General features: G+C 65.1%; 11 protein-coding genes. 4 read left to right on the forward strand and 7 right to left on the reverse strand.

Annotated elements, in window-relative coordinates; translation table 11 throughout:
- The first annotated feature begins 146 nt into the window (after positions 1–146).
- Complete coding sequence (gene kstD / locus A5784_RS02050; RefSeq protein WP_064941983.1) at positions 147–1,853, forward strand: 3-oxosteroid 1-dehydrogenase; 1,707 nt, start codon at positions 147–149, stop codon at positions 1,851–1,853.
- 1 nt (position 1,854) lies between these two features.
- Positions 1,855–2,715 carry an enoyl-CoA hydratase ChsH3 gene (gene chsH3 / locus A5784_RS02055; protein ID WP_064941866.1) on the forward strand — a complete coding sequence of 287 codons (861 nt, stop codon included), beginning with the start codon at positions 1,855–1,857 and terminating at the stop codon, positions 2,713–2,715.
- Positions 2,716–3,103: 388 nt separating this feature from the next.
- Here the strand turns inward: chsH3 and A5784_RS02060 are convergent, their stop codons facing one another.
- From A5784_RS02060 to A5784_RS02075, 4 genes are all read right to left on the reverse strand, one after another.
- Positions 3,104–3,610 (reverse strand): hypothetical protein, encoded by a 507-nt coding sequence (locus tag A5784_RS02060; protein WP_064941868.1) that lies wholly within the window; start codon positions 3,608–3,610, stop codon positions 3,104–3,106.
- Between the two features lie 479 nt (positions 3,611–4,089).
- The gene (locus A5784_RS02065) at positions 4,090–4,284 is read right to left on the reverse strand and encodes a hypothetical protein (RefSeq protein WP_156750331.1); all 195 of its coding nucleotides are present in this window, start codon (positions 4,282–4,284) and stop codon (positions 4,090–4,092) included.
- Complete coding sequence (locus A5784_RS02070; protein ID WP_064941872.1) at positions 4,281–6,557, reverse strand: hypothetical protein; 2,277 nt, start codon at positions 6,555–6,557, stop codon at positions 4,281–4,283. Before A5784_RS02070 ends, A5784_RS02065 begins: the two co-directional genes overlap by 4 nt.
- 90 nt (positions 6,558–6,647) lie before the next feature.
- Positions 6,648–7,889 carry a carbohydrate-binding domain-containing protein gene (locus A5784_RS02075; RefSeq protein ID WP_232005912.1) on the reverse strand — a complete coding sequence of 414 codons (1,242 nt, stop codon included), beginning with the start codon at positions 7,887–7,889 and terminating at the stop codon, positions 6,648–6,650.
- A 305-nt stretch (positions 7,890–8,194) separates the two neighbouring features.
- Here A5784_RS02075 and A5784_RS02080 point away from each other — a divergent pair, with 305 nt between their 5' ends.
- Positions 8,195–8,968, forward strand: a complete 774-nt coding sequence (locus tag A5784_RS02080; RefSeq protein WP_064941874.1) for a glycoside hydrolase family 16 protein — start codon at positions 8,195–8,197, stop codon at positions 8,966–8,968.
- Between the two features lie 30 nt (positions 8,969–8,998).
- On the opposite strand, the gene A5784_RS39010 is transcribed toward A5784_RS02080, so the two are convergent.
- Positions 8,999–10,957 carry a glycosyltransferase family 2 protein gene (locus A5784_RS39010; RefSeq protein ID WP_232005913.1) on the reverse strand — a complete coding sequence of 653 codons (1,959 nt, stop codon included), beginning with the start codon at positions 10,955–10,957 and terminating at the stop codon, positions 8,999–9,001.
- 177 nt (positions 10,958–11,134) lie between these two features.
- Between A5784_RS39010 and A5784_RS02090 the strand changes: the two genes are divergently transcribed.
- The gene (locus A5784_RS02090; RefSeq protein ID WP_064941876.1) at positions 11,135–12,526 is read left to right on the forward strand and encodes a protoporphyrinogen/coproporphyrinogen oxidase; all 1,392 of its coding nucleotides are present in this window, start codon (positions 11,135–11,137) and stop codon (positions 12,524–12,526) included.
- On the opposite strand, the gene A5784_RS02095 is transcribed toward A5784_RS02090, so the two are convergent.
- Together A5784_RS02095 and A5784_RS02100 are read right to left on the reverse strand one after the other, a co-directional pair.
- Complete coding sequence (locus A5784_RS02095) at positions 12,460–13,419, reverse strand: TIGR03621 family F420-dependent LLM class oxidoreductase (RefSeq protein ID WP_156750332.1); 960 nt, start codon at positions 13,417–13,419, stop codon at positions 12,460–12,462. The two genes, A5784_RS02090 and A5784_RS02095, sit on opposite strands and share 67 nt — an antisense overlap.
- On the reverse strand, positions 13,416–14,534 hold the full coding sequence (locus tag A5784_RS02100; RefSeq protein WP_064941880.1) for a class I SAM-dependent methyltransferase: 1,119 nt from the start codon (positions 14,532–14,534) through the stop codon (positions 13,416–13,418). The genes A5784_RS02095 and A5784_RS02100 overlap by 4 nt, the downstream gene beginning before the upstream one ends.
- Between the last annotated feature and the right edge of the window lie 12 nt (positions 14,535–14,546).

Raw genomic sequence — 14,546 nt, forward strand, 5'->3', positions numbered from 1 at the left:
TCATCGGAACCTGGCTGCGCTCAGCCTGAGCCAAGTCTGCCGCCAGCTGATCACGAACCTCGACGCTAAGCATTGTGATGAAGTCCCCTCACTTGTTTGACCGGGACAGTTGTTGGATTGCCGGCCAATTCTATAACGTGTTCTACATGACTGGACAGGAGTATGACGTCGTCGTGGTCGGCAGCGGTGCTGCCGGCATGGTCGCCGCCCTCACAGCTGCCCACCAGGGCCTCTCGACAGTACTTGTCGAGAAGGCCCCGCACTATGGAGGTTCCACCGCGCGGTCCGGAGGCGGGGTGTGGATCCCGAACAACGAGATTCTCAAGCGTGACGGGGTCAAAGACACCCGCGATGCCGCCCGCACGTACCTCCACGCGATCGTCGGCGACGTGGTTCCCGCGGAGAAGATCGACACCTATCTGGACCGTGGTCCGGAGATGCTGTCGTTCGTCCTCAAGAACTCGCCACTGAAGCTCTGCTGGGTGCCGGGATACTCCGACTACTACCCGGAGTCACCGGGCGGCAAGCCCACCGGTCGTTCGGTGGAACCCAAACCGTTCAACGCCAAGAAGCTCGGCCCCGATCTGGATGGCCTGGAACCGCCATACGGCAAGGTGCCGATGAACATGGTCGTGATGCAGCAGGACTATGTGCGGCTCAACCAGCTCAAGCGTCATCCGCGCGGCGTGCTGCGCAGCCTCAAGGTGGGCGTTCGGTCCATGTGGGCCAACGCCACCGGCAAGAATCTGGTCGGGATGGGTCGTGCCCTGATCGCGCCGCTGCGCATCGGCCTGCGCGATGCCGGCGTGCCGGTTCTGCTCAACACCGCACTGACCGACCTGTACGTCGAGGACGGCGCGGTCCGCGGGATCTATGTGCGCACGGCAGGGTCACCGGAATCGGCTGAGCCGGAACTGATCCGGGCCCGTCGCGGCGTCATTCTCGGTAGCGGCGGGTTCGAGCACAACGAGCAGATGCGGGTGAAGTACCAGCGCGCCCCGATCACCACCGACTGGACCGTCGGTGCCGCGGCGAACACCGGCGACGGCATCATTGCCGCCGAAAAGCTCGGTGCGGCATTGGAACTCATGGAGGACGCGTGGTGGGGGCCGACGGTCCCGCTCGTCGACGCCCCGTGGTTCGCGCTCTCGGAGCGCAACTCCCCCGGCTCGATCATCGTCAACATGGCGGGCAAGCGGTTCATGAACGAGTCCATGCCCTACGTCGAAGCCTGCCACCATATGTACGGCGGGCAGTACGGGCAGGGACCGGGTCCCGGCGAGAACGTCCCCGCCTGGCTGGTCTTCGACCAGCAGTACCGCAACCGCTACATCTTCGCGGGACTTCAGCCCGGACAACGCATTCCGAAGCGATGGCTGGAATCCGGCGTGGTGGTGACCGCGCCGACGCTGGCCGAGCTCGCCGGGAAGATGGGCCTGCCTGCCGACGCGTTCGCCGAGACCGTCGAGCGGTTCAACGGCTTCGCCCGTACCGGCGTGGACGCGGACTTCAAGCGTGGTGACAGCGCCTACGACCGTTACTACGGCGATCCCACCAACAAGCCGAACCCGAACCTCGGCGAGATCAAACACGGCCCGTTCTACGCGGCCAAGATGGTGCCCGGCGACCTCGGCACCAAGGGCGGCGTGCGCACCGATGTTCACGGCCGGGCGCTGCGCGACGACAATTCCGTCATCGAGGGCCTCTACGCCGCGGGTAACGTCAGCTCACCGGTGATGGGACACACCTATCCCGGCCCCGGCGGGACCATCGGCCCTGCCATGACCTTCGGATACCTGGCGGCCCTCCACATCGCCGCGACGGTTCCGGCGACATCGAACGCAGGGAGCTGACATGCCGATCGACGCCGCTGTAGCGCTTGCTGCAGAGCTTGATCCCATCGAATTCTCGTGGACCAGCAGCGATATCCAGCTGTACCACCTCGGCCTCGGTGCCGGTGCCGACCCGATGGCCCAGCGCGAGCTGCGCTACCTCATCGACGAGACGCCCCAGGTGCTGCCGACCTTCGGCAACGTCGCGGCCAGCTTCCATATGACCGCTCCGCCGACGGTGCAGTTCCCGGGCATCGACATCGAGCTGTCCAAGGTGCTGCACGCCAGCGAGGCGGTCAGCGTTCCGGGCCCGATCCCGCCCAGTGGGACCGCGAAGTCGGTGCAGCGGTTCACCGAGATCTGGGACAAGGGCAAGGCCGCGGTCATCGTCAGTGAGACCACGGTGACCGATCCGGCAGGCACCGTCCTGTGGACCACCAAGCGGTCGATCTTCGCCCGCGGTGAAGGTGGCTTCGGCGGCGAGCGCGGGCCGTCGACATCAGTCGAAATCCCCGACCGCGCACCGGATCTCGAAATACCGCTGCCCACGCTGCCGCAACAGGCCCTGCTGTACCGGCTGTGCGGGGACCGCAACCCGTTGCACTCGGACCCCGCGTTCGCCGCGGCCGCCGGGTTCGACCGGCCGATTCTGCACGGCCTGTGCACCTATGGCATCGGCTGCAAGGCCATCGTGGACAACCTGCTCGACGGCGACGTGACGCAGGTGGCCAGCTATGGCGCCCGGTTCGCCGGCGTGGTGTTCCCCGGAGAAACGCTGCAGGCCAACATCTGGAAGGACGACGGCAGGTTCGTCGGCGTGCTGACCGCACCGAGCCGTGACAACACCGTCGTGCTCTCCGGCGTGGAGCTTGTTCCCGCATAGCTGGGCGCGCGCCGCCGCCCCGCTGAATGTGCTTTGTTTTCACGCCTTTCCGGACCCCGCCCGTGCATGCGGCAACGGTCTCCCGCTATCCCTGCGATCCGGCCCCTCGCGGGCCGGTGGTCGACCCGCCCGATGTCACGACACCTCGGTCCGAAATTCGCTATCGTTGACGGATGCGTCACAGCGATTGCCAATGTGGTCATCAGCATTCGGCGCATCAGCACTATCGGCGCGGCACTGATTGCGCGTTGTGTGCATGCCGCCGTTATCGGCCCAACACCTTCCGCGGCAGGCTGGGCGAGCTGGCATCACGCCTGGTACGCGGCGGTCGCGCGCCCCGAATTCCTTGAATGGGCAATGATTTCCAGGTGTTCGACGCACCTCAGGATCAGCCCTGCGGACCGCCGGCTCGTTTCAGGTAGTCAACGCAATCCGGCATGTCCCGCTCCGTTTGGACCATGCAGACGCCGACCGAAGGGTCGTCCCCGTCATTGACATCGGGGAACGGGATATCTCCTTGGTAGAGGGACCACAGATACTTGTCGGTGGTTGCCAGAAGTTCGCAGTAGGCGACCGAACCGTCGGCAGTCGTCCCATTAGCGCCGCCTGGCCGGCACGGTGAAGCGATCACCACCGGACGGTCCGAGGCTTCCGGCATGGGCAGAGCACCAGGAGCGGACGGAGTTGACGTTTCAGCAGCGGCCGAGGTCGTCGTCGCCGCCTCCGAAGCGCTTTCACCACCGGAACCCGCGCGTGACAACTGCACCCATACGTCGACAGCAGCCCCCAGAAGCAGACAGACGGTGGCGAGCGCAACCGCAACGGCGATCCAGGAATCCGGCCGCCCGATGGCGCCGGAATAGCGATCGAAGCCGAACTTGCCGTTGTCGGACACATGCGCAGTCCATGTGTGACCGTCCCAGAACCGATATTGATGGCGGCCGGTCAGGTCGGTGGCCCATCGTGCCTTGGCGCGAGTGTTCGGGGCTCCGGCGGGTGGCGCGACGGGCGCCCCGCAATCCCCGCAGAATCGCTGGCATTCTGAATTCACGTGCCCGAAAGGGCAGGTCACAATCTCAGGCATCAGCGCGAGGCCGCATTCCCCGCAGAACAGCCGCTCTGTCGGATTTTCATGACCGGAGTCGCAAATCGCCGTCAGGGTTCCCCGGCGGTCACTCACAGTCACCTCGACGCCTCTCGATAACGCCCGAATCCAGCGATGCGGCCGGTCGACCGCTGCACGAGGCCTGACCGAATCGGGGTCGTGACAGCTTTGCCAAATCTGCACCGCCCGGGGAAAAAGTACCTGACCCAGGCAATACTGGCTAATCCGCTGCGAGTTCCAGCGGCCGGCAAGGCGGTGGCCGAAGCACGTCAGGAGACGAAGGTCATCATGTGGACGACCGCGACCGCGACCGCACCCAGCGCGCAGCACACCGTCTCGAACATCAGCAGCGACGTTCCGCGATCCGGCCGCGACGCCCCGTTGTCCGGCACCGTTCGCTCGCGTCGATAGTTCGTGTACACGTAGAGAACGCCTGCGAGGACGAACAGGGCGGCCCCGATCATGACGGCCACCTGAGCGTGACCGCGGGTGCATCCCGTTTCTTCAGAACCATCATCTGCCCTGAGTGATACACCACCTCGAACCCCTTCTCTGACGTCAAGATGTCGATGGCGCTGGCGAATTCATCGGGCCGGACACCCGACCGGTACTGCAGGTAGTTCTTGTCCTGATCCGAGATGATCGCGTACCGAACCGCGGGGGACGCCGTGCAATTCGCGAGCGCTCGAGCAGAGACGACGCAGTCGTCGGACAGGTCGAATCCCTTGGGTATCCCGTACGCCGCGCCCTGGCCCCAATAGGCCAGCTGATCAGGATCGACCTGCCGGACGACTTGGCTGGATATCGCGAGTTCCTCACGAGTCGTGTGCTCAAACGAGACATTCAGACCGCGGTTGGTGGTCACGAGAATCGCCAGGAAGAACACTATGACGGTTCCGGCGACACCTGACAGCAAGCGGACCCGCTCGGGCAGTCGCAGTTGGATCATCGGGAGCAGCGCCATCGCCATGAGCGCGGCCAACATGGGTGAGGCGTAGAGGAAGCATCGAATCGCCACCTCGCCGCCGTAGCTTTGCACCACAACGATGCCGAACGGACTCAGGGCCAGTAGCATCGCCAGGACTCGATGCCCGCCGGCGCGAGGGAGCCTGAGCCACCCCAAGGCGGCGAAGCCGAGCAAGAGCAGGGACGCGCCGATCCTCAGGTACTGCATGCGGCTGTAGCCGGGATCGCCAGAAATCTTGGGCGCAACACTCGAATTCAGGTTCTGGTCGACGCCGCCCATGTCGGCCAGAAGGCCACCGAGATGTCCTTCCCAGAATGCGTAGGCCCCGTAGAGGAACCAGGCGACGAAAACAAGACCCGCGGCTACCCAGAGCAACTTGTGACGGGTCAAGCCCAGGAACGAGAAGATGATCAGACTCTCGATGGTCACCAGTGGCGTGAGCTGGTGCGCGACGACCAGTGCGGCGATGATCAGCAGGAGAAGCAATTCCATGCACTGCGTCCAGCGGGGGCCTCTGCCCGCGACCCTGCCGGGTACTCGCATCCAGGCGGTCAGGCAGCGATGTACCCGTCCCCCGTGAAGCGCGGGAATCGTGGAAGTGCGCAGTTGCCAGAGCAGAACAGCCAGGATGGTCGCATAGAACTGCATGCCCACGGCCTGCGGCGCGAAGTAGTCCTGCTGATACCAGTTGAAGAGGGTCAGCGACGTCACGGCCAGCCAGGCCAGCTTTTCCGTACGGCCGACCGCCAGACCGATCGCGTACACGGGGAACATCAAGAGGACCCCGAATACCAGTGACGCGCTGACCAGGAAGACCCCGCTGGTTCCGAGTCCGCCGATGGTCGTCAACCGGGCTGCCGCCGAGAAGAACCCCGCCCAGCTGATGCGCGCGTCGAGCGGCGGCGGAAGCGCGTCGAGCCGCAGGACCCAGTCGCTGATGAACTGGTGCACGTATGCGGTCACGAACGGAGCCGTGCGGTCAGCCCAACCCACGGGCATCGTGATGTACGCGATCAGAACGACATTCGACACCGCCAGCAGGACCCGGTCGGTTCCCGCCCGTCGGTACTCGATCACGAGAACAACAGCCAGCAACGCGAGACCGATGAAATAGTCCACGCCAAGTGCGGCGATCACGCCCAGGTTGCCGACCGCCAGGGTGTCCAACCGGAGCACCGCCGAGACGAAGCACCCGATCGCCGCGGCGAGCAGAACGATGCTGGGGACTCGATTGCCCGCGGGCGCCAAGCGCTCCCGCACAGCCGCCACGGCAGTGGCGATACTGACCGACTCTCGGCTCAACCGCCATTGCCGGGCCAGAAAATACGTCGCCACGGCCGAGGCGATCAACAGGACGAATTGGATCCCATACGGCTGATGCCAGTTGCCGATGATGTTGGCTTGCGAAAGGAGTATGTTGCACGCGATCGACGTGCTGACCGCAACGCTGCCGAACACACCGTTCGTGGGCAGTTTCAGCAGCGCCGCCGCCGGAATTCCCGGCAGGGTGATCGCGACGAGGGACACGATCGCAGTCCGGATCCCTGCCGGCAGGACGTCTGCGGCACCGCCCATCGTCAGCAACGTCAAGGCCAGCGACAGCGCGATCAGGACCGAGGACGCGAGGACGACCAGCGGGGTGCCGACAGGCGGTCCGTTCGACACATCCTGGTCGAGTTCAACCGACTGGGACTCTCCCTGCCCGGCCTCGGAAGACGTCGGCGCGGTCGGCCACACCCGTCTCGCGAGTTGGTCGATGCCGAGCGCCACCGAAACAGGGTACCTGTTAGCTGACGCGGTCCGAAAAATCACACTGCCGACTCTCCGGCAAACTCACTGCGGCATGCGGTACGGGCCGAATCACGTCCCGGTGTAGGACCAGATGGACACCCAGTCAACCAACAAGCGGCCCCGGTGCGTTCCGTTGCCCTGGGTTTCGGTTTGCAGCTGCCAGCGCATCGGCTTGTTCGCGACATACCTGGTGCTCTCGAGGACCAGCGTGTCATCGAGGAGGAACCTGACGCGACTGGGCGACCATTCGATCGTGTACACGTGCCACCCGGTGAACGGCACCCCCGCGTCAGCCGTCTCCTGGCCGCCGGTCGACAACGCGTAATGATGGAACGCGCTCGGGGTTCCCGCCAGCGAACCCTCTGGGAAGTCTTCTTCGCCGTCGGTGGGCCACTTCTCTGATTGCGGCCACAGCAGCCAGGCGATGTGGTACTCGCTGAGATCCGGGGTGTCGACACGCAAACGCGCCGAGTACCGACCATAGGTCTGATAGAGGCTGCCGTTGGGCAATAGCGGTGCGGGATTGGCCCCCGCCGGCTGACCGTCGACGTTGTGCAGATCGAAGATGAGCATCCCGTTCGCGACACTGAGCACCTGGTCCGCCCGATACGGCCGGTGCTGATAGGTGTCGGTGTAGGTCTGCGGGTAGGTCAACCACTGCTGTCCCTGGGCACCCACGTAGACGATCTTGCTCGGGTCGGATGGGTTGGCCCAGCTGCCGACCGGTGCATCGCGCGTGAAGTCGTCGGCGAAAATATGCTTCCACCCGGGAAGATCTGCGACGGGTGCCGGCGTGACGTCACCCGAACCGGGTGGGGTCGTCGGCGGTGCGGCGTCGGGCACAACGGTCACCGTATCGATCAGGAGCAACCGGGTGCAGTTGCCTCTGCTGTACGGATTCGTGAAAGACACCCCGATGGAGTGCGAACCGGCAGGGATCGTCGCCGACGCCGAGTAATCCGTCCAGGACGTCGCGCCGACGGTGCCGCTCCCGATGTTGGTTCCGTCGACAGTGACGGTCATGACGGGCGCGCCTCGACACTGCTGTCCCTCCGCACGGACCGTGACCTTGACCGACGCCGGCAACGACGCACCCCAGCGCGCGGTAGAGGTTCCTCTCAGTACCAGCGCGGCGCCCCCAGAAGCAGACCGGTCGCGTACGACCCAACCGGCTGTCGGCGGCGCGACAGTCATCGTCTCGGCTTCGACGCCCGCGGTGGCCGCCGCCATTGCGACCGGTGCCCGCAACGCACCGACACCGAATGACACCAAGGCCACGATCGAGACGAGAGCACAGCACAACCGGATCATCACGACTCCATCGGACTTGGCAGCGGACTAACACGGATGCGAGCGGACCAACCGTATTCGTTCTGCTGGCAAGTTCACAGAAATCTCACCTACCACTTTGGCAACAACATGGGAACAGTGAGGTAAATCCCATATCGACTAGATGACCAGCAACAACCAGCAACATTCGCACTCGTTCGGAATGCCAGCAAGGCAATACCGCGGCCTCGCACAGTAGGCTGGTCGCTGCCCAGCAACTCTCCCATGCAATTGCGGTCGGCCCCATCGGTCGCGTCCGGCCCGGATGCCTCCAACCAAGGAGACGGATGTCCTTCGCGTTCAGGCGTGCTGCGCACGTAGCTCTCGCCGCCACAACCGTTGCCGCCGGCGTGATCACGCTCGCCGCAGTGTCGACGAGCCGCCTTCAGCCGCGGGCGATGGCCGAACCCGACAACGGTAATTGCCCCAACACCGCGGCGGCGGCCTTCGGATGGGGCACGCCCAACCGCGTCGACGATTTCTCCGATCCTGGGTCACTGGGAAGCTGGGGTGTCTACGACAGCCCCGGCCACAACGGCAACGGCCGTCGCACCCCCAAGGCGATGTCGATCTCCAACGGCGTCCTCACCATCACCGGTGATTCCGCGGGCAACTCCGGGGGCATGGCGTGGATGCCGGGTCAGATGTACGGCCGCTGGGAGGTATGCGCCAAATCCCCTGCGGCAGCGCCGGATTACCACTCGGTTCTGCTGCTCTGGCCCGATGTCGTCGATTGGCCGGAGGGTGGCGAGATCGATTTCATGGAGGCCACCGAGCCGGCGCGCCAGTCCGTCGAAGGGTGGTTGCACTACGGCGCGAACGACGACAAAGTGAACGGCGACGTCCATGTCGACGCCACTCAGTGGCACAGCTGGGCCGTCGAATGGACACACAGTCGTATCGCGATGTATCTCGACGGCAAGGTGTGGTGGGAAACCACAGATACCACCCAGTTTCCGCCCGGCCCGATGCACCTGTGCATACAGCTCGACAACTTCGGTGGGGACATCAGCCAGGGCGGCCAGACACTCGTGGACTGGACGCGCCAATACCCGGCGTGAGCCGCGTAGGTATCTTGGCGGGCCGAAAGGTTACCGCCGACGCCGCCGGAAGTTACGGCTCACGGTCGCCCGGCCGTACCCTGCGGCGGTCACCCCCAGCCCGACGCAGATCATCGCCGCACGTGCCAAGCCGTCGCGGGACATCGACCCGACCTCACGAAGCACCGCCCGCGGTAGCACCCGCGTGACGTAGGCGCGCTCGCTGCTCAGTTGGTCGGCTACCCCGACCAGAGCCATCACCACAGCCTTCGACAAGCCTTCGTGGTAGCACCGCCGAACGAAGTACCGAACGGTGGCTCGATCGGATGAAACGTGGTGGTGCACACGCATATCCGGATCGAACAGAATTTGTGCGGAGCGCCCTGCGGCGCGGACGCGGATACACAGCTCAGTCTCTTCACCGCCGACCGGAACCGAGCCGACGCGACCGACTTCCGACTTGAACCCGCCGGCGGACTCCAGTGCCGACCGCCGCAAAGACATATTGCATCCGATCGGATTTCGAACCGGCGCAACGCTTGTCGGTTGACCGGTATAGCTGCAGCCGACCACCCAGTCGAACTCACGGGGCATCCATGCAGGCCTCGCCCCAGGCCACACGGCCGCTGCATACCCACCGACGCCGGCCACCGTGGCGTCCTGATAGTGACCGATCAGCCGTCGAGCCCACCCCGGGTCAGCCTCAGCATCGTCGTCGAGGAAGGCCACCACGTCACCCAGCGCAGCGCCGACGCCCGTGTTCCGCGCCCCTGACAGCCCCTGCTGCTCGGTGTTCGGTATGACCTTGACCCGGACCTCACCGCTGTAGCGGTCGGACACCAGAGTCTGCAGTTCGTCGCAGTGGTCGATGACCACGATCACTTCGGTGTCCCGGTCGACCTGGTCGAGCACAGAGTCCACCGCGCGGCACAGATCTGACCAACGCCGGGTCGTGTACGCGCAGATCACCACCGACAACGTGGCCACGCCGCCTGAGCCGTCCACCGGCATGCCGCTCGCGCCAGGCGCCGCGCCGCCACTGGGGCGGATGCCCGTGGCGGCAGCCGGAAGATGACGGCGCCGGGAAGCACGCAGGCTGCTCACCTTGAACAGGATGGCCCGTTTCATCAGGACGTCGACGGAGTTGATCCGGCCGAGCACACGGTCGACGCGGGGCACCGCCCAGCGTGGGTCCCCAGCCAGTTCAGTTGCGAAGGCGTTCTGTTCGGCGAGTTGGATACGTGCCGACGTCAACGCGGTGGCCGACCCGTTGCGCACGCGATAGGACATCAACGTCCGGTCGATGCCATAGAAATCGCCGGAATCCAAGAGCCGTACCCACAAGTCCAAGTCCATCGTGAACACCACATGGCCGCGCATCCCGCCGCATCGATCGAAGTCGGTGCGCCGGAACATCACCGACACAGGCGCGCCGATCGGGTTCTTGCCGCTGCGCACGATTTGTCGGACGACAGACTGTCCTGATTGCAGACCGGTGATGCCGCGCAGTCCCCGGCTCCCGATGAGCAGCTTGCCGTGATCGTCGATGAAGTCGGCACGGGCGGCCACGAGACTGACGTCCGGCCGGTTCTCCAGCACCGCAGCCTGCCTGGTCACACAGTCGGACTCAAGGGTGTCATCGGCGCTGACGAGTTTGACGAACTCACCCGTGCTCGAGCTGACCGCAAGATTGTGGTTGTCGACGCTCGGCACTGTGACGGCATTACGGATCACTCGCACCCGGTCGTCGGTGATCTTCTCGAGAATCGACTGGGTCTCGTCGGAGCTGTTGTTGTCGACGATGACGATCTCGAGATTCGGGTAGTCCTGTGCCAGGACACTGTCGACCGTATCCTGCAAATACGGGCCGGCCTGGAATGCGGGGATGCACAACGACACTTTGGGGAGACTCGAGCGGGCACTACGCGGCGCCGGGCCGAGCAACGTCTCATGGTCCAAGCCGAAATCCCTCTGCTCGATTCTCGCCCACCACACCACCGGTCGACTCATGCTACCGGCAAACTATCAGCGATTCGCCAGCTCACACTTTAACCGACATTTCACCGTCTCAGCTGCCCGAGTTTGCCAGAAGCAATTTGCTAGGGCCACAATAAGTCATGGCTTCACGAGCACCCCGAGGCCACCGTGCACGTGGCCGCCGCGCCCCGACGAAATAGGAGCGCACACGTGAGCCAAGCCCCGCTGGTCGTCATCGGAACCGGATTCGCCGGGTTCGGCGCCGGTCATCGCCTCGAAGCGGCGGGCACTCCGTACGTCGTATACGACCGGAACTCCTACGTCGGAGGCCACACTGCCAGCCACGAGCTTGCCGGCGGTTTCATCTTCGACCAGGGCCCGCATGTCTCGTTCGCCAAAGACGAGCGGATCCAGCGACTCCTCGCCGACGCCGTGCAGGGCCGCTATGAGGCCGTCAGAATCGGGCTGGACAGCTATTGGCAGGGCCGCACGGTCACCCACCCCGTCCAGGTGAACCTGCACGGGCTGCCGGTCGACCTCACGGTTCGCATCCTCATGGATCTGGTCGCCGTGTCGTCGACGCCCGCGGATGAACCGCCGCCCGGCGACTACGAGACGTGGCTGCGCAGGTCCTACGGAGACACCTTCGCCGAGACATTTCCGATGCCCTACGGGCTCAAGTACCACACCACGCCGATGGCGAACCTGACAACCGACTGGCTCGGCCCACGGATGTACCGGCCGTCGCTGGAAGAGGCGCTGCGGGGCGCGCTATCCGCGGAGCCTCAACGAAATCTCCACTACGTCACACACTTTCGCTACCCGACGGAAGGTGGCTACGCCGCGTACCTGGCGTCGTGGGTAGCGCGCACCGATGTTCGACTGAACCACCGCGTCATCGGCATCGACCCCGCGCGGAGGACACTGCGCTTCGACGACGGCCATGAAACCGCTTTCAGGCAACTCATCTCCTCGGTTCCACTACCCGATCTGGTGCCGCTCATCGACAACGCACCGGATGAGGTTCTCGCGGCGGCCCAGCGGTTGGCCTTCTCGTCGGTCGTTCTGGTAAACCTCGGTGTCGATCGCCCCGGGCTGGGCGGCGACACTCACATCCGATACGTCTACGATGCCGATATTCCCTTCTCGCGCATCAGCTTTCCGCACCGTCTCTCACCACGGGTGGTCCCGACGGGGACGAGCGCGATCCAGGTCGAGTGGTACTTCTCTGAGAAGTACCAGCCGCTGACGACGTCCCCCGACGCTCTCGTAGATCCGACCGTGCATCATCTCCGCGCCATGGGAATCATCGGCCCCGACGATCGAATTCTGGTGTCGGAGGCGCAGTTCTGCCGCTACGCCAACGTGATCTACGACCACGACCGCGCAGATGCCGTCGCGGTCGTCCGCGAGTTCCTCGATCACGTCGGCATCCACACCTGCGGCCGCTACGGCGAGTGGAATCACTCATGGACCGACGAGTCGTTCCTCAGCGGTGAGCGCGCCGCCGAAGCCGCTCTGGCCGCAGCGCACAGTCACCGCCCGGCCAGCCGCTCGACGATCGGCGCCACCATGTCGACGTCAGCGCCCAAGTTGAAGTAGCTGAACCCAAACTGCTCACGAATTTCCAACAACCGCTCGACACAACCTTCGACGCTGCCGGTCAGCACGGCAGGCGAATGTGCCATCACGGCCTCGTCGGCGGCGAGACTCTCAGCGAAGCTGGATACCGACCGCCGGGCGGCATGTGGCGAATCGGTGACATCCACCAAATAGACGGTGAATTGGAGCTCCGGACCACCGTCGCCGCGTCCCGCCGTCCGCCACGCCGACCGCACCCACTCGACCTTGTCTGCGAGCCGGTCGGCGCGTAGATCCGCAGCAGCCCCGGCACCTGGACGGCTCCCCCGCAGCCGCGCGTGTACACCGACGATGTCCGCGACCCTCGCGGCCAGTTCCAATGCTGTGCGGCCACCACCACCGATCATCACGGGCGGCCGGGGCCGCTGGACCGGTTTCGGCAGCCCGTCGAGACTGTTGATCGTGTAGTGCCGGCCGCTGAAAGAAAATGGTCCGGCACCGAACAATCCGTCGACGACGGCGACTGACTCTTCGAGCCGGGCGAGGCGAACCGGCGCGGGATCGAACCGTATGCCGCCGGCATCGTATTCCGACTCCATCCAACCGGCGCCCAATCCGATTTCCACCCGCCCACCGCTGAGGACATCGAGGGTCGCGAACGCCTTGTGCAGCTGCACCGGGTGGCGGTAATCGTTGGACAGCACGAGGGTGAGCAGCCGGATGGTGCTCGTCAGTTCGGCCGCCGCGGTCAGGGCGATGAGTGGCTCCATGACCCAGCCCGCGGTGAAATGGTCCGACACCGAAAGGGTGGAGAAACCCAGATCCTCGATGCGGCGGATCGAATCTCGCCAGACCTGCACGGAACCGCCGAGCTTCGGCATCGGGGCGATGAACCGAAAAGGTCTGGGGTTCAACGCAGCACCTCCAGGTGCGGCACGGCGACGAAACACCGTGCACCCCAAGCACGGGTGTATGCCAGATCACCGGCGATAACGCTCGCCGACGGCCACGGCAGGATCATCACATCGTCGGGCCTGGCCGTCGCGATCTCCGATGGCGCACCGACGCGAATCATCGAGCCCGGCAACAGCTTGTCCTGCTTTGCCGGCGCTCGATCGACGACCAACGCCATCTGGTCCTTACCGATGCCGGCGATGTTGAGCAGAGTGATGCCTCGCGCCGCGGCGCCGTATCCCGCCACTGTGCGCCCCGACCGACGCAACTCTTCGAGGTGGTCAACAAGTTGGGAACACGTGTCCTGCACATGGCGCCGCAACCCCACAAATCCTATGGCGCAGTCGATCTTCGCTGCCATCTCCACGGCCCGGACGGGTTGCGCAGAGAAGGCATCGTCGCCGACGACGAGGTCGTCCGCGCGGCGCGCCGCCAACACCCGCACGGTGCCACCGTATTCGGCGATACGCCGAGCGGCGATCACCCCGAGGCCGTGGCGGTCGAGTGCGCGTTCAAGGCTGACCAGCGACAAGTAGGTCCGGTGGGTGTGCGCCACGACGTCGAATTGACCATCGGCAAGGCCGAGCAGGTGGTGAAAGTCGATGGCGACGACGCCTTTTGGCGCGAGCGATGCCTCGACGCGACGGAGCAGACCGTCGAAATCGGACACATGCGCCAATGCATGGCCGACGAGGATCAACGCGCTCGGTTCCGATCCGTCCGGGGGCAATCCGGCGAGGACGCGGCCCGAGTTCGCCAGGTCTTGCGCCGGCAGCCCACCGGACCCGTCCACGTCAACAACGACACGCGGTCCGGACGGCAGCATGCGCTCGATCATGCCGATCCACGGGTCACCGTTCGGCACCGCCATCGCATGCCCGTGCGCTGGACGAGGACCGTCGGGCCGAGGCCCGGGCAGCTGCACGAGCCCGCACGACGAGCAAATCGTCAACACAACATGGGCCCGCGGGGCCGGACGCGGATCGCCCGGCTCGATCAGGCAATCGGGATCCGGCTGCGGCCCCAGATCGAGCAGCGTCTCCAGCGCATGTGCGCCGCACGAGCAGCAAACCATAACGGTGCATCC

Origin of the sequence: Mycobacterium sp. 852013-50091_SCH5140682 (assembly GCF_001665685.1) — a bacterium.
Taxonomy (GTDB): domain Bacteria; phylum Actinomycetota; class Actinomycetes; order Mycobacteriales; family Mycobacteriaceae; genus Mycobacterium.